This is a genomic window from Haloferax sp. ATB1, from assembly GCF_000730175.1.
Genome location: NZ_JPES01000084.1, coordinates 1 through 21,088, shown reverse-complemented (window position 1 = coordinate 21,088; position 21,088 = coordinate 1). Strand labels below are relative to the sequence as shown.

Genomic DNA, 21,088 nt, shown 5'->3' with positions numbered 1-21,088 from the left:
CCAGCAGTTTCAAATCGAACCCCGGAGAATATATCCGACCATGGAAAACCCCGACCTCACGTCCGCCGACGCGCCGCCCGACCCGAACACGCCGGAGGCGGTCCTCGAAAACTACCTCGACGAGCACGACTACGAGATATTCCGCGCGCTCAACGAGAACGGCCGCATCTCAGACACGGAACTCGCCGAGCGCGTCGGCCTCTCCCGGACCGCGGTCCGTCGCCGCCGCGAGAACCTTCAGGAGAGCGACGTGCTCGAAATCCTCGCGGTCATCGTCCTCCAAGAGGCCGACCTCGCCGACGCGCAGATACTCGTCTCGTTCGACCAGCACGTCTCCGCCGAGGTTCGAACCGAGTTCATCACGATGCTCATCGACGAGGGGCTCGTCTACAACGCGAGTTCCTGTCTCGGCGAGTACGACCTCGTCTTCAGCGCGTGGCACACCGACCTGAACGCGCTGAAAGAGTACGTCTGGGACCTCTTCGACGGCGAGGACATCGTCGACGACTACACCATCATCCCGCTTCTGAAGACGTGGAAGGCGTGGGACAAAGAGCTGGACCGCCCCTGAATCGGTCGGTATCGAGCCCGGCGTCGGAGGAGGGCGAAGCGCCCGGTCGAACCGGCTGACTTCGAAGGGACCCGGAACGTTAACTCTCCGGACGGTGTGAAACTACACAATGGCTATCACCACCGAGTTCGTCCTTCGGTCTCCTTCGCTCCCGCTCGTCAGTATCGCGGACGCCCTCCAACCCGACGAGTTCGAGTGCGCTCACGCCCTCTGCCTCCGGCCGGACGTCCAGGTGTTTACCGTGCGATTCGACAGCGACGACGGCATCACGAAAAGCGACCTCGTGACGTTCGACGAGGTCGTCGAAATCGACGCGCTCGGAGAGACGGGCGACAAGTCGGTCTACAAACTCACCGTCGAACTGGCGGAGTCCGTCTCGAAGGCGTTCGAGCCCGATTTCGGGGGCGCACAGCTCGAACCGACTACCGTCACCGTCGACGGCTGGTACGAGACGAAAGTGTTCAAAGAGTACGAGGGGTTCAACAGCTTCCGAGAGAGCTGTGAGAACCACGGTATCTCGCTCGACCTCGTGTCCATCACGTCGGAGGGGTCCCCGTCCGGCGAGTCGTCGGACAGCCTCACCGACCGCCAGCGGGAGGCGCTGACGCTCGCCGTCTCTCGCGGCTACTACGAGAGTCCGCGGCAGATTACGGCCGAGGAGCTGGCCGCCGAGCTCGGCATCTCGCAACCGTCGCTGTCGAGTCTCCTCCGCCGCGGCGAGCGGCAACTGATCACGTCCTCGCTGGGCATGCGGGCGCGGATGCAATCGCCCACGCAGTGAACCGCCACGGGTCACGCCCCGAGGCGGTCGCCTCGCTTCCCCGTGGCCGAGCGGGACGGCCACCCGGCCGCAGTTAAATGGACTTTTCAGATAGCATCGCATCTATCCCGACTAGGTCCGTACCTCACAGCGTACATGAAATCAGCAGTCTATCGAGGTCCGGGCGACATTCGCATCGAGGAGAAACCGGAACCGGAGCTTCAGGAATCGACCGACGTGGTCATCCGCGTCACCCACACCGCCATCTGCGGGTCCGACCTCTGGTTCTACCGCGGTCACGAGGAACACGAACCCGGTTCGGCCGTCGGCCACGAACCGATGGGTATCGTCGAGGAAGTCGGCGAGGACGTCACGAGCGTCCGGCCGGGCGACCGCGTGCTCGTCCCGTTCGCGTACAGTTGTGGTGAGTGCGAGTTCTGTCGCAAAGGCATCCACACCGCGTGTGTAGACGGCGGATTCTTCGGCCCGCACGGCGGCGAGACCGGCGGCGCGCAGGCCGAGAAGGTCCGCGTCCCCCACGCCGACGGCACGGTCGTTCGAGTCCCCGAGCGATACGCCGACGACGAAGAAACGCTCAAATCGCTCCTCCCGCTGACGGACGTGATGTCGACCGGCCACCACGCCGCCGTCTTGGCGGACCTCGAAGCCGGTGACACCGCGGTCGTCATCGGCGACGGCGCGGTCGGACTGTGCGGCGTTCTCGCGGCCAAGCGCATCGGCGCAGAGCGCATCATCGCGGTCGGCCACCACGAGGACCGCTTAGCGGTCGCTCGGGAACTCGGCGCGACCGACACCGTCTCGTCCCGCGGGCAGGAGGCCGTCGAGGAAGTCCTCGAACTCACCCACGGCGGCGCGAACCACGTCCTCGAATGCGTCGGCGCGGCGTCGGCGCTCGAAACCGCCGCGCAGGTCGCCCGCCCCGGCGGCTCCATCGGCGCCGTCGGCGTCCCGCACGTCGAGTCCGCCGACTTCCTCCAGCCGATATTCTACAAGAACCTCTCGTTCTCCGCCGGCGGCGCGCCCGTCCGGAACTACATCGAGGAACTCATGGACGACGTGTTGCAGGGAACCCTCGACCCGTCGCCCATCCTGACGAAGACCGTCGACCTCGACGGGGTCCCGGAGGGCTATCAGGCGATGGACGACCGCGAGGCCATCAAGGTCATGGTGAAAATCGACGAGTAAGACGCACCCAGACCGACGGTCGGGACGCGCTCCCGGCGTAGACGGCCGTTTCAGTGGGACCCACCCTCCCCAACACCAATTCCCACTATCACCTCCGCGCTGTGAGGTCCCGCAACCGCGTTCCGAGTTCCCTTTTCGAAGGTACTGTGCCGGACGTTCGACGCGCAGTCGCCGGGGAGTGACGAACACCGCTGTCGCCGTGCCGCAGACGCCCGCTGACGGCCCGACTTAAATAGGCTTTGTAGACAGCGTCACGACCAAACGAGCCGAAACCCAAGCGACGACCGAAGATAGACGCACCGCCGCACCCGCCGAGAGACACGCCACCAACATGACAATCATCACGAACCTGCACCTCAGCTCCCCGTTTCTCCCCCTCGTTAGCATCGCCGAATCGACCCGGGCGGGCGAGATAGAGTGCATACACGGGCTCAGCCTACAGCCGGGGCTCCAACTGTTCATCGTCGGCATCGACGCCGACGAGGACGCGTCCGAAGCGCGGCTCTCGGCGCTCGACGAAGTGGTGGAGGCGACGACGCTCGGTCGGTCGAGCGGGAAGACGATTTTCAAGCTCACCGTCGAACTCGACGAGGCGGTGTCCGACGTCTTCGACGGGAGCACGGACGCGGCGTTGATGGACTCGATACTCGTCACGCCCGAGGGATGGTACGAAGAGAAACTGTTCAAGGACTACGCCGCGCTCAGCGAGTTCCAGACGGCGTGCCAAGGTGGCGATATCGACGTCGAGATTATCTCGCTCACCCACGACCGGACGTCGTTCGAAGACGACTCCCCGTACGGGCTGACCAAGCGACAGCACGAGGCGCTGACGCTCGCGCTCTCGCGCGGCTACTACGAGCGGCCGCGACAGGTCACCGCGGCCGAACTCGCCGACGAGTTGGACATCTCACAGCCCTCGATGTCGGACCTCCTTCGACGGGGGGAACGCCAACTGCTGACGGCCACGCTCGACTCGCGCGAGTACATAAACACACTCTCTAAATAGTGTCACCGAAACCGGGCCGTGAGCGGGTGTCGCGGCCGACGCAGGCGACTCAGGCCAGGTCGTCCAGCGCGACGCGGAGCGCGTCGACCGCCTCGCCGAGTTGCGCCCGCGAAATCGTCAGCGGGGGCTGGAAGCGCATGACGTTCTTGTAGTAGCCGCCGACGCCCATGACGACGTTGGACTCCTCGCGGAGGTGGTCTCCGACCGCGGCCGCGAGTTCCTTGTCCGGGGCGGGCGCGACGTGCTGCGGGCCCGACTTTTCCGGGTCGACGAGTTCGATGCCCTGCATCAGTCCGAGGCCGCGCGCCTCGCCGACCACGTCGTAGTCGGATTCGAGCGTGGCGAGTTCGGCCGAGAGCCACTCGCCGTTCTCGCGGGCGTTGTCGATGACGCCGTTCTGGAGTTCCTCGATGGTCGCCAGCGCGGCCGCGCAAGCGACGGGGTTGCCGCCGAACGTCGAGAGGTGGTCGCCGGAGCCGAACGCGTCCGCGATGTCCGCGGGGGCCGTGAACGCGCCGAGGGGCAGGCCGTTGGCGATGCCCTTCGCCTGCGTCAGGATGTCGGGTTCGACGCCGAAGTGCTCGCTGGCGAACAGTTCGCCGGTGCGGCCGTAGCCGGTCTGGACCTCGTCGGCGATGAGGAGCGCGCCGTGGTCGTGGGCGATGTCCCGCACGCGCTTGAGCCACGCCTCCGAGGGGACGACGATGCCGGCCTCGCCCATGACGGGTTCGACGACGACCGCCGCGAGGTCGCCGCTGGTGTGCGAGCCGATGACCCGTTCGAGCGCGTCGGCGCAGTCCGCGCCGCAGGTGTCGCCGTCACAGCGGGGACAGCGGTAGGCGTACGGCGGCGCGGTGTGAGCCACGTCGTTAATCGTCGGGGCCATGTCCTGCTTGTAGGCCCTGTTGCCGGTGAGCGCGAGGCTTCCGAGGGTGCGGCCGTGGAAGCCCATCTCCAGCGAGATGACCTCCTTGGAGCCGGTGTACTTCCGGGCGAGCTTGATGGCCCCCTCGACGGCCTCGGTGCCGGAGTTACAGAAGAAGGTCTTCTGGAGGTCGCCGGGCGTCACCTCGGCGATGGTCTCGGCGAGGTCGGCCACCGGCCGGTTCGGGTGGACGTACGAACAGCCGTGGACGAACTCCTCCAACTGCTCGGTCGCGGCCTCGACGACGGCCTCGTTGTTGTGCCCGACGTTGGTCACCGAGATACCGGAGAACACGTCGAGGTACTCGTTGCCGTCGAAGTCTTCGAGCGTGCACCCCGACGCCCGCTCGACCGGGACGTTCAGCGATTTCCAAATCGGCATGAGGTAGTCGTCGTACGCCGCCTCGACCGACGAATTCGTCGTCCGTTCTCTCATGAACACAACTTCTAAACTGAATCCTAATAAATTGTTCTGTATGGGATAAAGTTCAGAAAATGCCGATTGTATCGGGTCGAAACCGGTGCTCCAGACTCGAACGTGGCTGGTGACCACGTACTCGACTGCGTTCGTCACCGATGGGTTTTGAACACAGTCCAAACATTCAGACACAGATGGAACATTTATCAACATATGGGGCGACGGTGGAGCCAAGCGGGAGTCGCGAGCGACCGCCGCGCTCCCGAGAGCCGACCATGAAATCCATCAACCCCGCGACCGAGGAGGTCATCGAGACGCACGAGGAGCACGACGAGGCGACTGTCGACGCGCGCTTGGACGCCGCGTGGGACCGGTTCGAATCGTGGCGCGAGACGCCGATTTCGCGGCGCGAGAAGTTGCTCGCGGCCGCCGCCGACGTGCTGCGCGAGCACAGCGAGGAGTACGCGGAACTGATGACAGAGGAGATGGGAAAGCCCATAGAGCAGGCGGTCTCCGAGGTCGAAAAGTGCGCGTGGGTCTGCGACTACTACGCCGAGCACGCGTCGGAGTTCCTGCAGGACGAACACATCGGCACCGTGCCGGGGTCGAAGACGTACGTCTCCTACGAACCCATCGGCCCGGTGCTCGCGGTGATGCCGTGGAACTTCCCGTTCTGGCAGGTGTTCCGGTTCGCGGCCCCGCACATCACCGCCGGCAACGTCGCGGTGCTCAAGCACGCGCCGAACGTCTTCGGGTCCGCCGACGCCATCGCCTCCGTCTTCGAGCGGGCGGGCTACCCGGACGACGTGTTCACCTCGCTGCAGATTTCCCCGCCGAGCGCGTCGCCGGCGTCATCGAAGACGACCGGGTTCGCGGCGTGAGTCTGACGGGGAGCACCCGCGCCGGGCGGGCCGTCGCGGAGACGAGCGGCCGCGAACTCAAGCCGACGGTGCTCGAACTCGGCGGGAGCGACCCGTTCGTCGTCCTCGACGACGCGCCGCTCGAAGCGACCGCGAAGCAGGCCGCGCGGGCGCGGACCCAGAACAACGGCCAGTCGTGTATCGCCGCGAAGCGCTTCCTCGTCCACGAGGCCGTCTACGACGAGTTCGTCGAGCGCTTCACCGAGGAGATGCGCTCGCTGACCGTCGGCGACCCCACCGACCCCGAGACCGACGTGGGGCCGCAGGCGCGGGCGGACCTCATGGAGACGCTCCACGAGCAGGTCACGGCGTCCGTCGAGGCCGGCGCGACGCTCCGCCTCGGCGGCGAACCGCTCGACCGACCCGGCCACTACTATCCGCCGACGGTGCTAACCGACGCGCCCGAAGACGCACCCGCGAGGACCGAGGAGCTGTTCGGCCCCGTCGCCACGGTCATCGAGGTCGAAGACGAATCTGCGGCGGTCCGCGTGGCGAACGACACGCCCTACGGCCTCGGCGCGAGCGTCTGGACGGCCGACGCCGAGCGCGGCGAGGCGCTCACGGAGAGACTCACCGCGGGCAACGTCGCCGTCAACAACGTCGTCGCGTCGGACCCGCGAGTCCCGTTCAGCGGGACGAAAGACTCGGGCTACGGGACCGAACTCTCCCGGCACGGGATTCTGGAGTTCGTCAACACGAAGACGGTCCGGGTCGAGGACGCGCCCGCCGACGAGTAACCGAGCCGGCACCCGACCCGACGCCCGGAGCGACACCGGCGCGGCGGCCGCGACGACCGCCCGGAAGGTGAATCGAGCGTTCTCGGCTTTTCTTTCCGCTCGACGAGTTGACTACCATTCGAACCGCCGGCCGTTTGGCGATTTTCCGGTGAATCGTCGGCCAGTTTGTCGTTCCAGACCATGATTATCTATTGAACTGTGTCCCTAATTTCCTCTAAAAATTGAACACAGTAAGATATATAGTGGGCAAGTTAGAATGTGGTGATGTCAATCATAACCATGACAGGAGAACTCTCACGCGTCCTCTCGAAGCGCGACGTGTTCGTGCTCGCGCTCGGGGCGATGATCGGATGGGGTTGGATCGTGCAGACGGGGTACTTCATCGACCAGAGCGGCGTCACCGGCGCCATCTCGGCGTTCGTTCTCGGCGGGTTCATGGTGTCCGTCGTCTCGCTCATCTACGGCGAACTCGCCTCGGCGATGCCCTTCGTCGGCGGCGAGCACGTCTACAGCATGCGGGCGTTGGGGCCGGCCGGCTCGTTCGTCTGCACGTGGGCGATAATCTTCGGCTACATCAGCGTCGTCGCGTTCGAGGCGGTCGCGCTCCCGAGCGCCCTCGCGTACATCGTCCCCGGGTTCAACGTGTTCGAACTCTGGACGGTCGCCGGCCAGCCGGTCTACGGCACGTGGGTGGCGACGGGCGTCATCGGCTCCGTGGTTATCACGTACCTCAATTACCGGGGCGTCCGCCCGGCCGCGCAGTTCCAGGCGATTCTCGCGCTCGTCATCACGCTGTCCGGCCTGACGCTCCTCCTCGGCGCGCTGTTCAACGGCACCTCGCCGTCCTCGCCACCGCTCGCGGGGGCCGGCATCGGCGGCGTGTTCACGGTCGCCATCATGACGCCGTTCATGTTCGTCGGCTTCGACGTGATTCCGCAGGCCGCGGGCGAGGCCGACGTGTCGCCGAAGCTCCTCGGCGGGCTCATCGGGCTCTCGGTCGCCTGCGCCGCCGCGTTCTACATCGCCGTCATCTGGGCGGCCGGGCAGGTCGCCACGGGCGCGACGCTCGTCGAGAGTTCGCTCCCCGCCGCGACGGCGATGGAAATCGCGTTCGACAGCGCCACCATCGGCCGCATCATGGCGCTGGCCGGCCTCGCGGGAATCCTCACGAGCTGGAACGGTTTCGTCCTCGGAGCCAGCCGCGCCATCTACGCCATGGCCGACTCGAACATGCTCCCCGAGCGGCTCGCGACGATTCACGACGACCACGACACGCCGTCGACCGCAATCGTGCTCGTCGGCGGGCTGGCGGCGCTCGCGCCCCTGTTCGGCGAGCAGATGCTCGTGTGGGTCGTCAACGCCGGCGGCCTCGGCATGGTGACGGCGTGGCGTCCTCGTCGTCGTCTCGTTCCTCGTGCTCCGGTACCGCGACCCCGACTTCGACCGGCCGTTCAAGCTTCCGGCGGGCTACGCGGTCGGCGCGCTCAGCCTGCTACTGACGGTGTTCTTCGTCGGCCTCTACCTCCCCGGCTCGCCCTCGGCGCTGGCGTGGCCCTACGAGTGGGCGATGGTCGGCGGCTGGTGCCTGCTCGGCGTCGTCCTGCTGGCCGTCGCCGGCGGGCTCCCGACCCGGACGGAGGCCAAGGCGCACCTGAGCGCCCAGCAGCTCGAAGACTGATTCGCTTCCTGCGGTCGAAGCGCGGTGTCGGTGCGGGTTCAGCCGCGATGCGGACGCGGACGCGGATGCGGGTCGAACGCATCGCGGGTGCGACTCGTCGCACCCGGGGAGTCGGCGCGGACCGCGTTACGACACGTCGGGGAGGAGCGCCGCTTTCAGTTCTTCGAGTTCGTAGTCGTTCAGCGGGTTCGGCTCGTCCTTGATGGTCGTGATGACGAACGTCGAGCTCGTCCGCGAAATCTCGTCTATCTCCTCGAACTCCGAGATGAGGTCTTCGACCATCCCGCGCGAGGCGAGGTGCGAAATCAGGACGAAGTCGGTGTCGCCGAGCGTGAAGTACACCTGATTGACGCCGGGGACCTCGCCGAGTTTGTCGCCGACCTCCTTGTGGTACTCAGAGCCGTACTCGGCCCAGACCTCGGTGATGAGCGTGAGGTTCAGCCCGGCTTTCTCGAAGTCGACGTCGAAGATGTCGTTCTTGATGATGCCCTGTTCTTGGAGCCGTTCGAGGCGGTAGTGAACCGTCGACTTCGGGATGCCCGTCTCCTCGGTTATCCGGTCGGGACTCCCCGATTCGAGCGTCCCGATGGCCTTGAGGATTCGAAGGTCCTTCTCGTCCATGAACCGTAATCAGAAGTGCAACGATATTATTGTTCTGCGTTCAACCCCGTCCGCGTCGGGGAGATGGCGGCAAGACGGTGGTGAGACGGGCGCGTCGCGGCCGCCGGTGTCGGCGAGTCGGCGGTCAGCGGTCGGGTCGAACGCCGAGGTTCGACGCGTCGGGGCCGAACTCGTCGGCCAACAGCGACGGCACGTCCCCGGGGCGAACGTCCGAGTACCACCGGTTCCGCGGGTGGATGGCGACCGCGGCCCACTCGGCGCTACAGAGGCCGAGACAGCTCGTTTCGGCGACCTGAACCCGCGACCAGAAGACGCCACGGTCGCGCAACCACGAGGTCACCGCGTCGTACACCGCGGTGCCGTCGGCCTCGGCGCAGTCGGCGTACTCGGACTCTCGGCTGTTCGTACAGACCAACACGTGGTCCGTGAAGCCGTGCTCGCGGATTTCGTCGGTTCGGTCGCGCATCAGTCGGCCGCGGGAGCCGAGTCCCGGCCTGCGGTCGGAATCGCCGATTCGGACTCGGACTCACTCGACGGCCGGAACCGCGCGTGCGCCGCCGCGAGGACCAGCCACAGGAGGACCTGCCCGAACGCGAACAGTCCGGTGAGTCCGGTTTCAAGCGTCGGCGACAGCGCCCCGTGAACCGCGTTTTCGGGAGCGAAGACGGCGAGGGCCGCGAGCAGACCGAACGGAACGACCGCGCCGACGATGGCCGCGAGGGAGGCCGCTCGACTCGCGCAAGCGGGTGTAGGCGTAACCCGCCGAGAGGCAAGCGAGCGCGCCGGCGAGCATCATCCCGGCGTAGAGCGGGAGCCGCGTCGCCACCGAAAGCGACTGCTCCGCGCCCGGCGCGACAGGGGGGAGGACCAGCCACGGCGCGCCCGAGACGGTGATGAACCCCGCGAGCCCCATCAGATAGCTCTTCGTGGCGTCGGGACCCGGAATCGCCGGTTCGAGGAAGAAGAACGCGACCCCGAAGAACGCGCCGCCGAGCACGACGCCCCACAGCCCGCCGGCCGCGACGCTCACGGCCTTCGTGACCGCCATCGACACCGCGGTGTCGTGATGGCCGTCGCCTTCGCCGGCGTGAGAGTCACCGGACTCGTGGCTGTGAGTTCCTTCGGACTCGTGGCTGTGAGTTCCTTCGGACCCGTGGCTGTGGGCGCTCTCCGCCTCGTGGCTGTGACCGCTCTCCTCAACCGTGGCGTGGTTCAGTTCGTCCGCGTAGGCGACGAGAGGGTTGGCGACGACGGCCATGAACAGGCCGAACACCAGTCCGGCGACCAACCCCGCCTTCACCCCCCGCGTCAGGTACTGGGCGAACATGGTTAGTGACAGGCGATACCGGCCGCGTGGCGGAAGTTGTGCAGCGAGTCGTGGACGAGCGGGTCCTGCACGAACAGGAGCGTAAAGCCCAGCGCGGCGATAAAGAGGGCTCCTGCAGCCATCTGCGTGGGGGATAGCTCGGTACGAGCGCGTTCGATTCGACCGTTGACGGTGTTCGCCGTAGCCATGGTAAACTCAGATTGATGAAAACCAAGTCTGCTTGTAAAACTTTCGAAAACAACCAAGATTGCAATTCAGCAACTTAGATTTAATAACTCATCGGGGCAGTTTTATGAAAGTTCATTTGCTGTACTCCAAGCACAATTGTTTTCAAACCGCGCCCGGATTGTCGAGTCGAATGTCACAGGTAACGCTCCCGCACGACGCCAAGGCGGGACCCACGAAACCGGAGGTGAGAGCGGTCACGCTCGACAAACTCGGCTTGCGGCCGACGGACCATTTCGTCGATGTCGGCTCCTGTACCGGCTCCGTCACCATCGAGGCGGCCCGGCGGGTCGAGCGCGTGACCGCCGTCGAACGGAAACCGAAGCGGCTGGACGTGACGCGAAAGAACCTCGCGGCGAACGAGTACGACGCCGACGTGACGCTCCGCGAGGCGGAGGCTCCCGACGGCCTCCCGGCTGACGCCGACGCGTTGTTCGTCGGCGGCAGTCGGAACTTCGATGCCGTCCTCGACCACGCCGTCGACACCGGCGTCGACCGCGTCGTCATGAACGTCTCGCGGGTCGAACCCGCCGGCGACGCCATCGAGGCGTTCCGCGAGCGCGGCCTGCTCTCGGAGGTCGTCCAGATGCAGGTGAGCCACGGCTACGAACTCGCCGGCGCGACGAGTTTCCGGTCGAACAACCCGGTGTACGTCGTCGTCGGCCGACGCGACGCGGAGGGGCTATGACCGTCTACGGCATCGGCCTCGGCCCCGGCGACGCCGACCTCGTGACCGTCAAGGGGAAGCGACTGCTGGAATCTGCGGCGGTAGTCTACTCGCCCGGCCGACTCTCGCGGACGGTCGCGCTGAACCACGTCCCCGAAGAGCGTATCGGCGACCTCGACTTCCCGATGACGCGCGACTCCCGACGAACTCCGCCGCGCGTGGAAGGAGGCCGCCGCCGAGGTGGCCGCCCGCGCCGAGTCCGAGGACGTGGCGTTCGTGACGCTCGGCGACCCCAACGTCTACTCGACGTTCGGCCACCTCCGCCGCACCCTCGACGCGTTCCACCCCGAGGTCGACCTCGAAGTCGTCCCCGGCGTGAGCGCGATGACGGCCTTCGCGACCGCGCTCGGCGTCGAAATCGAGTCCGGAACCGGGCTCGCGCTCCGCGAGGCCGCCAACGGCTCCGCGCCGACCGGCCCCGACCGAATGGTGCTGTTCAAGGTCACCGACGCGCCGGCGACCCACGAGAAGCTGACCGAGGCGGGCTACGACGTCCGGTTCGGCCGTCGGCTGTTCATGGAGCAGGGCGAGACGGTCGTCACCGACGACCCCGAGGAACTCGCCGAACGCGACTACTACACGCTGGCCTACGCGGAGCGCGGGGGCGTCGAGCGCGACGTGGCGACCGCCGCGTTCGACGGCGTCGAATCGGGGGGGTCGGCGTGAGCGTCGACGGCGAGGCCGACACCGGCGTCACCGACGACGAGGGAATTCCCTTCGTCGGCGCGGGGCCGGGCGACCCGGACCTGCTCACCGTCGCCGGGCGGAAGCTCGTCGAAGACGCCGACCTCGTGGTTCACGCGGGGTCGCTCGTCAACAGCGAACTCCTAGACGAGTTCTGCGCCGACGCCGAGCAGGTCAACAGCGTCGGCAAGGACCTCGAAGAGCTGATTCCGCTGATGGCCGACGCCTACGAGTCGGGCCGGACCGTCGTCCGACTCCACAGCGGCGACCCGGCGATTTACGGGGCCGCCCTGGAGCAGATGGACGCGCTGGCCGAGGCGGGCGTTCCAAGCTACCTCGTCCCCGGCGTCACGTCGGCGTTCGCCGCGAGCGCGACGCTCCGGACCCAGTTGACGCTGAACGAGGTCTCGAATCACGTCGTCTTCACCCGGCCGCAGGGCCGGACGCTCTCGGCCGAGGAAGACCACATCAGCGACTTCGTCGGCTTCGGCGACACGACGGTCTGCATCTACCTCGGCACCCACGCTGTCGCCGAGACGATGGACCGCCTACTGGACGAGGGTCACGACCCCGACACGCCCGTCGCGGTCGTCTACCACGCCTCGTGGCCGGACGAAGACGTCATCGAGGGCACCATCGAGACCATCGGCGAGCGGGTCGAAGACGCGGGCTACCGCGCCTCGGCGCTCGTCATCATCGGCGAGGCGGTGAACGGCTCGGACTACGAGCGGTCATTCCTCTACGGCGACTGGGCCCGCGGCGGCGATGCACCGAACGACGACCCCAATTCTGATTCCGATTCCGATTCCGACCCGCAGGAGCGTGATGCGCAATGAGCGACGCAGACTCTAACTCCGACACCGACTCCGGAAGCGGCCACTGTAGCACTCCCGACAGCGACGGCGAGGTCGCCGACGAAATCGCCATCGTCAGCTTCGAACGAAAACTCGACACGGCGGAGGAAATCAAACGCGACCTCGCGGACGACTACGACCGGATAGACATACTCACCTACCACGGCGACGTGTTCGCCGACCACTGGGGCGAGTACGATTGCTTCGTCGGCCTGATGGCCAGCGGCATCGCCATGCGGAAAACCGCCGGCCTCCTCGACGACAAGTGGGAGGACCCGGCGGTCGTCGTCGTCGACGAGGAACTGACGTGGGCGATTCCGCTCACCGGCGGCCACCACGGCGCGAATCAGGTCGCCCACGACCTCTCGAAACTCGGGGCCGTTCCGGCGATGACGACCGCTTCGGAGGCCGCGGGCAAGCAGGGCGTCGAGAGCAAGGCGAAGGCGCTCGATTCCCACGTCGTCAACGGCGATTCGACCGTGGCGACGAACCTCGCCGTCCTCAACGACGAACTCGGTCCCGTCGCCCGACTCGACGGTCCGAAGGCGGTGCTCGTCGGCGACGACGTGACGGTCCTGAAGCGCAACGGCGACGACGGCGTCGTCCTCGGGACGGGCAGCGTCTCCGGCGCGAAGAAAGCGCAGTTCCTGACGGCGTGGGAGCGCGCGCTCGACGACGCCGACCGCGACTGGGACGACGTGGAGTTCGTCGCCACCGGCACGCGAAAGGCGGACGAACCCGGCATGCTCGACGCCGCCGAGGAAATCGGCGCGGGCGTCGTCTACTTCGAAAAAGAGACCCTCACCGAGTTCGAGGGGCCGACGCCCTCGCGGTCGAAGGAACTCATCGGCTGGCCCGGCATCGCCGAGGCGAGCGCCATCGCCGGCGGCCGCGACCACGAACTGGTCGTCAAAAAGCGGCGCTACGACGACGCCGTGACCGTGGCGGTGGGACGATGAGCGACGGCGGCGAGCAGACCGAACCGGCGTCCGGCTCCAGCGACCGCGACCGCAACCGTGACGAGTACCCAGACGACTACGGAACCCTCTACGTCGTCGGCATCGGTCCCGGTCTCCCCGACCACATGACGAAGCGAGCGAAGGAACTCGTCTCGACCTCGGACTGCGTGGTCGCTTCGAACCTCTATCAGGAGTTCCTCCGCGACGACGGAACCCTCCCGCCGGAAGAGAGCGACGAGGGGCCGGAGGTCGTCCGCTCGTCGATGGGAAAGCAGGTCGAACTGACCCGCGAGGCGTTCGAGCGCGTCCGCGACGGCGAGGACGTAGTCCACGTCTCCGGCGGCGACCCGAACGTCTACGGGAAGTCCGACCTCGTGTTCACGATGGCGGAGACGGACGAAGCGACCGACGTGCCAATCGAAATCGTCCCCGGCGTCACCGCGGCGCTCGGCGGCGCGGCCATGATGGGCGCGCCGCTGTCGAACGACTTCTGTACGGTCTCGCTGTCCGACAAGTGGCGCGGCTGGGACGAAATCGAGGAGAAACTGCGCGCGGCCGCCATCAGCGGCTTCGTCATCGTCCTGTACAACTGCTGGCGCAACTACGAACGCGCCATCGACGTGGTCCGCGAGGAGCGGGCCGACGACGTGCCGGTCGGCATCTTCAACGACGCCGGTCGGGGCGAGGCCGGGCGAAATCTGGACGACGAGACGTTCTCGATTACGACCCTCGGTGACGCGAAGACCCACGACGACGACGTGGGCGGGATGGGGACCTCGATTCTCATCGGCACCCACGAGACCGAACCCTGGAGCAACGACTACGAAACGTACCTCGTCACGCCCCGCGGCGGGCGCGACGTCGACGACTTCTAATCCATGAGCGAATCAGACACGACAACCGAATCGAAGTGCGGCGGAGCGACGGCGGAATCGACCGACTCGGCCGACGCAGAATCGAAGTGTGGCGCGTCGTCCTCGAAGCCCGACGACGGCTCGGCTTCGAAGTGCGGCGGCAGTTCGAGCGGGTCGAAGAAAGAACAGACCGCCGAGAAGGTCGAAGCGACTGTCGAGGACTTCGACGGCGAACCGGGGCAACTCGTCGCCGTCGGCCTCGGTCCCGGTCGCGCGAGCGAGATGACCACGCTGGCGAAAGACACGCTCCGCGAGGCCGACCATATCGTCGGTTACACGACCTACATCGAACTCCTCCCCGACGACATCGTCGAGGACGCCGAGGACATCTACTCGACGCCGATGTGCGGCGAGGTCTCCCGGACCGAGGAGGCGGTCGACCGGACCCTCGCCGGCAACGACGTGGCCATCGTCGGGAGCGGCGACCCCAACGTCTACGCGCTGGCCGGCCTCGCGCTCGAAATCCTCGAATCGAAGGGCGCGACCGCGAGCATGGTCGACTTCGACGTGGTCGCGGGCGTCCCGGCGGCGCAGTCCTGTGCGGCCCGGCTGGGCGCGCCGCTCGTCAACGACACCGTGACCATCAGCCTCTCGGACCACCTGACCTCGATGCCGACCATCGAGTCGCGCCTCCACGCGGCCGCCAAGGAGGGGTTCACCATCGCCATCTACAACCCGTGGAGCCGCAAGCGCCGGTCGAACTACGAGAAGTGCTGCGAGATTCTCCTCGAACACCGTGCGCCCGACACGCCGGTCGGCGTCGTCCACGGCGCGGGCCGCGACGACGAGGAAGTCGAAATCGTCGAACTCGGCGACCTGCCCGAACTCGGCGAGACCGACCTCGTGGACATGACGACGACGCTGCTGGTCGGCAACGAGGAGACGTACGTCTGGGACGGTCGGATGGTGACGCCGCGGGGCTACGAGCAGAAATACGAGTACTGAGATGTTCGAAATCGAAATCGACCGAGACGCCTGCGACGGCATCTTCGCCTGTCTCGCCCGCGACGGCCGGTTCGTCGAGGACGACGACGGACTCGCCACAATCGACCCCGAGGCGGCCGGCGTCGTGAGCGTCGAGCAGACGGACGGGTGCGTCGTCGCCCTGCTCGAAGGTGATGCCGAAGCGGACGACGACGACGCGACGCTCGCGGCCCAAGGCCTGTCCGCCGGGCGCGATTTCGGTCCGGGAGGTGGACGCGTGAGCGACGCCGGCGTCGCCCCTGCGGACGACCTCCTGAAGTGCGCGCCCGAGACGGCCTATCTCTGGGGCCACGTCGCCGGCGGCGGAGCGGTCGAGCCGGGACAGTTCACGGCGCTGACGAACGACGAGACCTGTGCGAACCGCCTCGCGGTTATCGCCGGCGGCGGCGAAATCGACCGCCGGGAGACGGAGCGAGAGTACGCCCACAACACCGCCGTCACCCGCGTCAAAGACGAGTACCACGTCATGGTCGAAGGCGACGTGGTCAGAAGTGCGAGCGCCGCGTTCGGTCTTCCCGTCGGCGACGACGACGGCGGCTACCGCTTCGACGTGTTCGACGACCGGCGAAAACAGCTCCTTCGGGGACTCCTCGAATCCTGCGGGACGGTCTGTTTCAAGTCCTCGTCGGGGACGGTCGGCATCTCGTTCGTCCACGACGACCGGGCGCTCCTCGACACCGTGGACCGACTGCTCGACGCCTGTCCGGTCGACGCGCCGACCGGCGAGATTCAAGAAACCTCGTCGGGTGGCTACTGGTTCGGCATCGACGACGACGCGGCCGCCGGCTTCGGCGAGTGGGTCTACGAGGGCAGCGACGAGACGAGCCTGTTCGCGCCGACGCGGCGTCGAAAGCTCGTCCGCAGCCTCGAAGAGGCCGAGAACGCATGAGCCTCGAACGGCCCGACCCGGCGCTCGACGACGACGCGGTGCTCCTCGTCGGCCACGGTTCGCGCCGCGAGGAGTCCAACGAGCAGGTTCGGACGCTCGCCGCGAAGTTGGAGTCGAGGCTGTCGGTTCCGGTTGACGCGGCGTACATCGAACTCGCCGAACCCTCGATAGACGACGCAATCGAGTCGATGGCACCGACCTGCCGGACGATGACCGTCGTCCCCCTCTCGCTGTTCGCCGCGAGCCACGTCAAAAACGACGTGCCGCTGGCGGTCCAGCGGGCCCGCGCGACCCACGACGACACCGAGTTCCGGTTCGGCTCCCACCTCGGCATCCACCCCTCGCTCGTGGACCTGTTAGACGAGCGAGTGCAGGCGGTCGAGTCCGACCTCGGCGTCGACCGCGAGGACGACGACGTAGCGGTCGTGCTCTGCGCTCGCGGGTCAAGCGACCCCGACTCGAACGGTGACGTGCACAAACTGGCACGCCTGCTGTACGAGGGCCGCGGGTTCACCCGCGTCGAATCGGCGTTCATCGGCGTCACCACGCCCCGGTTGGAGGAGACGCTTCACACCGTCGCCAAGGACCGCCCGGACGCGGTCGTCGTCCTCCCGTACATGCTCGGCGACGGCGTGCTGACGGGGCGAATCGTGGACAAAGCCGAGACGTTCGACGAGGAGTACCCCTACGTCGACGCCGGCGCGTCGGGGCCGCTCGGCACGGACGACCGAGTGGTCGAGACGCTCGCCGACCGCTACCGAGAAGCGCGCTCGGGGAGCGTCGAGATGTCCTGCGACACCTGCAAGTACAAGGTCGAACTCGCCGGCTACGAGGACGACGAGGGCGGCGCTCGCGCGATGCTCCGCTCGCTCGTCCATCAGGCCGAACACGCCGACCGAAGCGACGTGGACGACGACCCGCACGCCCACGACGCCCCCGAGAAACACGTCGCGGTGTGCACGAACCAGACCTGCGCCGCGAGCGGCGCGGCGACCGTCCTCGAACAACTTAGACAGGGCGTTCGCGACGCCGACGACTGCGACGTGCACGTCTCGCGGAGTTCGTGTCTCGGCCAGTGCGGCGACGGCCCAATCGTCGCCGTCTACCCCGACAGCGTCTGGTACGGCGGCGTGACGCCCGACGACACCGACCGCATCGTCTCGTCCCATCTCGAACGGGACCGCATCGTCTCGAACCTCGTCCACCAATCACTCTAATCATGGCCTGCGCAGAACTCGAAGCGCTCCGACTGGCGCTCCTGAACATCACCGGAACGACCGACGAACACGCGAAGCGACACGCCGAAGCCGAACTCGAAGACTACCTCGGCGACGCCGACCCCGGCCCGATTCAGGCGCTCGCGAACGCGACCACGCTCGACGAGGCCCAGCGGCACCTCGACGCCGCGCTCGTCGACCTCGAAGCGGAGGCGACGCGAATCGACGACGACGACCCGCAATCGGGCTACCTTCGGGGACGACTCGTCGCCGTCCGCGACGCCGAGCGGTCGCTTCGACGCATCCGCGAGGGAGCCGATGCGTTCCTCGACGACCTCGGAGAGGCGCACCACACGCTCCACGACGCCTTCCCCGTCGAGGACTGAATCTCGATGGCACCGTCCCCACTCACGGCCCGCCGCGACCTCGGGGAAATCGAGGCCGCGAGCAGCCGCCACAACTGGGCGCGCTCCGCGGTCGAAGCGACCGGCGACGCCGTCTTCGTCGGGACCGCGGACGGCCGCGTCATCGCGCTGGAGGCTGCTGCTGACTCCGCGTCCGATGCCGGCGAACGCTGGCAAGCGCACAGCGAGCACTCCGTGGTGTCGATGGCCGCCACTGACGACTTCCTCGTCGTCGGCGAGCGCGGCGGCGACGGACTGGTTCGCGTCCTCGACGCCGAGACGGGCGCCGCCCGCTGGACGTACGCGACGGCCGACGACGTGGGCACGGCGACGAAGGACTCGCTGTTCTTCCGACCGTACGTCGTCGACCTCGCGGTGACGGGCGACAGGGTCGTCGTCGTCGCCCGGCGCTACGAGCGGGACGGCGAGGAGCGACGCTGGCGAAGCGTCGTCCTCGGATTCGACCGGGACGGGCGACTCGCGTGGCGCAGACGCGTCCACGCGTCGCCCATCGCGGTCGCTGCCGACGGGGCCCGCGTCGCCGTCGCGTACAACCGCTGTCCGAATCCCGAACAGGACGGCCTCGTTCTCCTCGACGCTCACACCGGAGCGCGGGTCGCGTCGTGGGACCCCGGTACCGACGGGGACCGACGCGTCGGCGACGTGGCGTTCGCGGGCGACACGCTGGCCGTCGCCAGCCACGGCGACAAACGCGGCTATCTCCTCGATTTCGACGGGGAGACGCGGTGGCAACTCGACCTCGCGACCGAGCGCCGCGTCGGCGACGAGACCGTCTACGCCTATCCGACCCACGTCTGCGTCGCCGACGGAACCGCCGTCTTCGTCACGGGGAACACGTTCGCCGAATCGACCCGCGACCCGGACGCGCGACATCCCGACGAACACACCGCGGTCGGCGTCTCGGTCGACGGGGGTGACCGCCTGTGGACCCGCGACACCGGCGGATTCGCACGGGCGGCCGTCACTACCGACTCGCGGGTGTTCGTGCCGTCCGCCCAGCACTTCCGGGAGCGAGAGGCCGAGCGCCACGGCGTCCACGTTTTCGCCCCCGACGCGGGGCACGTCGAAACGATGGGACTCCCCGGCATCCCGACCGCCATCGCCGCGGGTGGAGGCATCCTCACGGTGGTCGAAGAACCAGTCGAGTACCACGACGAGGGCGTCACGCGCGGGGCGTACCGACTCCGCACGCGACCGATTCGATAGGAACACACCATGCCAAAAGAGACGACCGACCCCCGACTACTGCCCGTCCACGGAGCGCGCGGCTTCGGCGACACGCTCGGCCGACAGGTCGGACAGCGGGATGCGCCGCGCGCCCGTCTCGGAGACGAGGATGTCGGTCACGCCGATACCGTCGTCGCCGGCGTCGACGACGACGACCGAGGCGTCCGCGGTAGCGAGGTTCCGCGCCGCCGACCGAGTCTGCCCGGTCGGACTCCCGTCCGCGACGTTGGCCCGGCCGTCGGTGACGACGACGACGAGCGCGGCGTCGGCGTCCGATCGGTCGATGACCCGACTGGCGGCGTCCAACCCGGACGGAAGCGGCGTCCTGTCGCCCGTCGGGAGTTCCTTCAGGTGCCGCGCCGCCAGCGTCACGCTGTCGGTCGGCGGGAGCAACACCTCGGCGTCGTCGCCCGCGACCGCGACGAAGGCGACCTCGTCGCGCTGTTCGTAGGCGTCTTCGAGGAGCGACAGCACGGTTCCCTTCGCCCGCCGCATCGCGGCGCGCATCGACGCGCTCGCGTCCACGACGAACACGACGAGCGTCTCGGCCGATCCGCGGGCGACCGCGGTTCTGAGGTCCGACCGGGTGACGTGGGAGCGCCCGGCCGAGGCCGCGGCCCGGACCGAGGCGGGAACGTCGATGTCGTCGGTCTCGGTCGCCGGTTCGGTCCGCACCCGCGAGCCTCGCCCCTGCCGCGACTCCCGAACTGCGGCACGGCTCCCGTCGCCGGGCGTCTCCGCGTCGAGGGGCGAGTCCTCGACTGGCGGGCGCTCAGAGTCGCCGATGGCGGCCCGATTCTGTCCGGGCAGGAGCGGCGTGGCTTCGTCGGCACCGTCTCCGGAGTCATCGGTATCGCCGTCCTCGGAAGTCCCCTCTTCCGAATCGCCGTCTTCGGGGGCGCTCTCGTCGGCTCCGCCGACTTCTCCACCTCGGTCGTCGCCGCTGGTGTCGTCATCCCCGGTATCGGGGCCGGGGGCCTCTCCCGTGGCTTCGTCGTCCTCACCGGAGTCGGAACCGGCTTCCTCGCCGCCGCCGTCTTGACCGTTCCCGCCATCTCCATCGTTTCCGCTCTCACCCTCTTCGCCGTCCCCGGCGTCGTCCCGGTCGTCTTCCCCGTCGAAGTGGTCGTCGAGCACGTCATCGACGTCCGGGTCGTCGTCGAACGGACGACTCTGCAGTCGGTGGGGGAGCGCAAGCGCGGCCGCCTCGCGCACGTCGCTTTCGAGGACTTTCGTCCGGCCGTCGAGCGCCGCGAGGGTACGGGCCGTGCGGGCGATGGCGATGTCGGCGCGGTGGCCCTCGACGCCGGCGTCGACGCAGAGTTCGGCGATGTCGCGCTTGAACTCGACCGGGAGGGCGACCGAGTCGAGGCGGTCCGTCGCCTCGCGAAGCACGGTTTCGAGCGCCGCGGTCTCCTCGCGGTGGGCGTCGGCGACCGTCTCCGGGTCGTCGCCGCCCGCCAGCGCCCGGTCGATAATCTCCACGCGGTCGTCGATGTCGCGGCTCCCGACGACGGTCGCCTGGAGGGCGAAGCGGTCGCGAAGTTGGGGGCGGAGGTCGCCCTCCTCGGGATTCATCGTCCCGACGAGGGTGAACTCGGCGGGGTGTTCGACGCTCACTCCGTCGCGCTCGACGCGGTTGACGCCGCTCGCGGCCGCGTCCAAAAGCAGGTCGACGAGGTGGTCGTCGAGGAGGTTCACCTCGTCAACGTAGAGGATGCCGCGGTTCGCGCGAGCCAAGAGCCCGGGGTCGAACGACGCCTCGCCGTCGAGCGCGTCGGCGACAGAGAGCGTGCCCGCGACCCGGTCGCGGGT

The 21,088-nt window shown here is 67.7% G+C and carries 18 protein-coding genes and 5 pseudogenes; 17 read left to right on the top strand and 6 right to left on the bottom strand.

Features of this window, described 5'->3' with window-relative positions:
• Positions 1 to 40: 40 nt before the first annotated feature.
• The 4 genes from ATB1_RS14110 to ATB1_RS14095 all read left to right on the top strand — a co-directional run bounded on the left by ATB1_RS14110 (position 41) and on the right by ATB1_RS14095 (position 3,543).
• Positions 41 to 571: an Lrp/AsnC family transcriptional regulator gene (locus ATB1_RS14110; protein ID WP_042664732.1), complete on the top strand. Its 531-nt coding sequence runs from the start codon at positions 41 to 43 to the stop codon at positions 569 to 571.
• Positions 572 to 680: 109 nt separating this feature from the next.
• Positions 681 to 1,352 (top strand): helix-turn-helix domain-containing protein, encoded by a 672-nt coding sequence (locus ATB1_RS14105; protein ID WP_042664729.1) that lies wholly within the window; start codon positions 681 to 683, stop codon positions 1,350 to 1,352.
• Between the two features lie 135 nt (positions 1,353 to 1,487).
• Positions 1,488 to 2,537: a zinc-dependent alcohol dehydrogenase family protein gene (locus ATB1_RS14100; protein WP_042664726.1), complete on the top strand. Its 1,050-nt coding sequence runs from the start codon at positions 1,488 to 1,490 to the stop codon at positions 2,535 to 2,537.
• Between the two features lie 331 nt (positions 2,538 to 2,868).
• Complete coding sequence (locus ATB1_RS14095; RefSeq protein WP_198526111.1) at positions 2,869 to 3,543, top strand: helix-turn-helix domain-containing protein; 675 nt, start codon at positions 2,869 to 2,871, stop codon at positions 3,541 to 3,543.
• Positions 3,544 to 3,592: 49 nt separating this feature from the next.
• Here the strand turns inward: ATB1_RS14095 and ATB1_RS14090 are convergent, their stop codons facing one another.
• Complete coding sequence (locus tag ATB1_RS14090) at positions 3,593 to 4,903, bottom strand: aspartate aminotransferase family protein (RefSeq protein ID WP_042664754.1); 1,311 nt, start codon at positions 4,901 to 4,903, stop codon at positions 3,593 to 3,595.
• A gap of 257 nt (positions 4,904 to 5,160) precedes the next feature.
• On the opposite strand from ATB1_RS14090, the pseudogene ATB1_RS14085 reads away from it, so the two are divergent.
• Together ATB1_RS14085 and ATB1_RS14080 are read left to right on the top strand one after the other, a co-directional pair.
• Positions 5,161 to 6,542, top strand: a pseudogene (locus ATB1_RS14085) (NAD-dependent succinate-semialdehyde dehydrogenase).
• A 264-nt stretch (positions 6,543 to 6,806) separates the two neighbouring features.
• Positions 6,807 to 8,220, top strand: a pseudogene (locus tag ATB1_RS14080) (APC family permease).
• Between the two features lie 126 nt (positions 8,221 to 8,346).
• On the opposite strand, the gene ATB1_RS14075 reads toward ATB1_RS14080, so the two are convergent.
• The 4 genes and pseudogenes from ATB1_RS14075 to ATB1_RS14060 form a co-directional block, all read right to left on the bottom strand.
• A complete protein-coding gene (locus ATB1_RS14075) occupies positions 8,347 to 8,841 on the bottom strand; it encodes an Lrp/AsnC family transcriptional regulator (RefSeq protein WP_042664723.1) in 495 nt (164 codons plus the stop codon).
• A 124-nt stretch (positions 8,842 to 8,965) separates the two neighbouring features.
• On the bottom strand, positions 8,966 to 9,307 hold the full coding sequence (locus ATB1_RS14070) for a ferredoxin (RefSeq protein WP_042664720.1): 342 nt from the start codon (positions 9,305 to 9,307) through the stop codon (positions 8,966 to 8,968).
• Positions 9,307 to 10,168, bottom strand: a pseudogene (locus ATB1_RS14065) (CbtA family protein). Before ATB1_RS14065 ends, ATB1_RS14070 begins: the two are co-directional and overlap by 1 nt.
• A 2-nt stretch (positions 10,169 to 10,170) precedes the next feature.
• Entirely contained in the window at positions 10,171 to 10,356 is a 186-nt protein-coding gene (locus ATB1_RS14060) for a CbtB domain-containing protein (RefSeq protein ID WP_042664716.1), read from the bottom strand.
• Positions 10,357 to 10,526: 170 nt separating this feature from the next.
• Between ATB1_RS14060 and cbiT the strand changes: the two genes are divergently transcribed.
• The 11 genes and pseudogenes from cbiT to ATB1_RS14010 all read left to right on the top strand — a co-directional run bounded on the left by cbiT (position 10,527) and on the right by ATB1_RS14010 (position 19,252).
• A complete protein-coding gene (gene cbiT, locus ATB1_RS14055; RefSeq protein ID WP_042664714.1) occupies positions 10,527 to 11,081 on the top strand; it encodes a precorrin-6Y C5,15-methyltransferase (decarboxylating) subunit CbiT in 555 nt (184 codons plus the stop codon).
• Positions 11,078 to 11,786, top strand: a pseudogene (locus ATB1_RS14050) (cobalt-factor II C(20)-methyltransferase). Before cbiT ends, ATB1_RS14050 begins: the two are co-directional and overlap by 4 nt.
• Positions 11,783 to 12,640 (top strand): precorrin-4 C(11)-methyltransferase, encoded by an 858-nt coding sequence (gene cobM / locus ATB1_RS14045; RefSeq protein WP_042664712.1) that lies wholly within the window; start codon positions 11,783 to 11,785, stop codon positions 12,638 to 12,640. The pseudogene ATB1_RS14050 and the gene cobM overlap by 4 nt, the downstream one beginning before the upstream one ends.
• Positions 12,637 to 13,617 carry a cobalt-precorrin 5A hydrolase gene (cbiG, locus tag ATB1_RS14040; protein ID WP_042664708.1) on the top strand — a complete coding sequence of 327 codons (981 nt, stop codon included), beginning with the start codon at positions 12,637 to 12,639 and terminating at the stop codon, positions 13,615 to 13,617. The genes cobM and cbiG overlap by 4 nt, the downstream gene beginning before the upstream one ends.
• On the top strand, positions 13,614 to 14,492 hold the full coding sequence (locus tag ATB1_RS14035; RefSeq protein WP_042664706.1) for a precorrin-3B C(17)-methyltransferase: 879 nt from the start codon (positions 13,614 to 13,616) through the stop codon (positions 14,490 to 14,492). Before cbiG ends, ATB1_RS14035 begins: the two co-directional genes overlap by 4 nt.
• Before the next feature lie 3 nt (positions 14,493 to 14,495).
• Positions 14,496 to 15,476, top strand: coding sequence for a precorrin-3B C(17)-methyltransferase (cobJ, locus tag ATB1_RS14030; protein ID WP_042664705.1), 981 nt, complete (start codon positions 14,496 to 14,498; stop codon positions 15,474 to 15,476).
• Position 15,477: 1 nt separating this feature from the next.
• A pseudogene (locus tag ATB1_RS20940) lies at positions 15,478 to 15,736 on the top strand (ferredoxin).
• The gene (locus ATB1_RS14025) at positions 15,733 to 16,404 is read left to right on the top strand and encodes a hypothetical protein (RefSeq protein ID WP_042664751.1); all 672 of its coding nucleotides are present in this window, start codon (positions 15,733 to 15,735) and stop codon (positions 16,402 to 16,404) included. The pseudogene ATB1_RS20940 and the gene ATB1_RS14025 overlap by 4 nt, the downstream one beginning before the upstream one ends.
• Positions 16,401 to 17,621, top strand: a complete 1,221-nt coding sequence (locus ATB1_RS14020; RefSeq protein WP_042664703.1) for a CbiX/SirB N-terminal domain-containing protein — start codon at positions 16,401 to 16,403, stop codon at positions 17,619 to 17,621. Before ATB1_RS14025 ends, ATB1_RS14020 begins: the two co-directional genes overlap by 4 nt.
• A 2-nt stretch (positions 17,622 to 17,623) precedes the next feature.
• Complete coding sequence (locus tag ATB1_RS14015; protein ID WP_042664700.1) at positions 17,624 to 18,007, top strand: DUF3209 family protein; 384 nt, start codon at positions 17,624 to 17,626, stop codon at positions 18,005 to 18,007.
• Between the two features lie 6 nt (positions 18,008 to 18,013).
• A complete protein-coding gene (locus ATB1_RS14010) occupies positions 18,014 to 19,252 on the top strand; it encodes a PQQ-binding-like beta-propeller repeat protein (protein WP_042664697.1) in 1,239 nt (412 codons plus the stop codon).
• Positions 19,253 to 19,288: 36 nt separating this feature from the next.
• Here ATB1_RS14010 and ATB1_RS14005 read toward each other — a convergent pair.
• Positions 19,289 to 21,088, bottom strand: a 1,800-nt coding sequence (locus ATB1_RS14005; protein ID WP_042664694.1) for a VWA domain-containing protein, incomplete at its 5' end; no start/stop codon positions are given.

What these genes read in the sequence shown, in the direction of transcription:
- ATB1_RS14110 (WP_042664732.1), top strand. Translation starts at nt 41, where the DNA reads ATGGAAAACCCCGACCTCACGTCCGCCGACGCGCCGCCCGACCCGAAC.
- ATB1_RS14105 (WP_042664729.1), top strand. Translation starts at nt 681, where the DNA reads ATGGCTATCACCACCGAGTTCGTCCTTCGGTCTCCTTCGCTCCCGCTC.
- ATB1_RS14100 (WP_042664726.1), top strand. Translation starts at nt 1,488, where the DNA reads ATGAAATCAGCAGTCTATCGAGGTCCGGGCGACATTCGCATCGAGGAG.
- ATB1_RS14095 (WP_198526111.1), top strand. Translation starts at nt 2,869, where the DNA reads ATGACAATCATCACGAACCTGCACCTCAGCTCCCCGTTTCTCCCCCTC.
- ATB1_RS14090 (WP_042664754.1), bottom strand. Translation starts at nt 4,903, where the DNA reads ATGAGAGAACGGACGACGAATTCGTCGGTCGAGGCGGCGTACGACGAC.
- ATB1_RS14075 (WP_042664723.1), bottom strand. Translation starts at nt 8,841, where the DNA reads ATGGACGAGAAGGACCTTCGAATCCTCAAGGCCATCGGGACGCTCGAA.
- ATB1_RS14070 (WP_042664720.1), bottom strand. Translation starts at nt 9,307, where the DNA reads ATGCGCGACCGAACCGACGAAATCCGCGAGCACGGCTTCACGGACCAC.
- ATB1_RS14060 (WP_042664716.1), bottom strand. Translation starts at nt 10,356, where the DNA reads ATGGCTACGGCGAACACCGTCAACGGTCGAATCGAACGCGCTCGTACC.
- cbiT (WP_042664714.1), top strand. Translation starts at nt 10,527, where the DNA reads ATGTCACAGGTAACGCTCCCGCACGACGCCAAGGCGGGACCCACGAAA.
- cbiG (WP_042664708.1), top strand. Translation starts at nt 12,637, where the DNA reads ATGAGCGACGCAGACTCTAACTCCGACACCGACTCCGGAAGCGGCCAC.
- ATB1_RS14035 (WP_042664706.1), top strand. Translation starts at nt 13,614, where the DNA reads ATGAGCGACGGCGGCGAGCAGACCGAACCGGCGTCCGGCTCCAGCGAC.
- cobJ (WP_042664705.1), top strand. Translation starts at nt 14,496, where the DNA reads ATGAGCGAATCAGACACGACAACCGAATCGAAGTGCGGCGGAGCGACG.
- ATB1_RS14020 (WP_042664703.1), top strand. Translation starts at nt 16,401, where the DNA reads ATGAGCCTCGAACGGCCCGACCCGGCGCTCGACGACGACGCGGTGCTC.
- ATB1_RS14015 (WP_042664700.1), top strand. Translation starts at nt 17,624, where the DNA reads ATGGCCTGCGCAGAACTCGAAGCGCTCCGACTGGCGCTCCTGAACATC.
- ATB1_RS14010 (WP_042664697.1), top strand. Translation starts at nt 18,014, where the DNA reads ATGGCACCGTCCCCACTCACGGCCCGCCGCGACCTCGGGGAAATCGAG.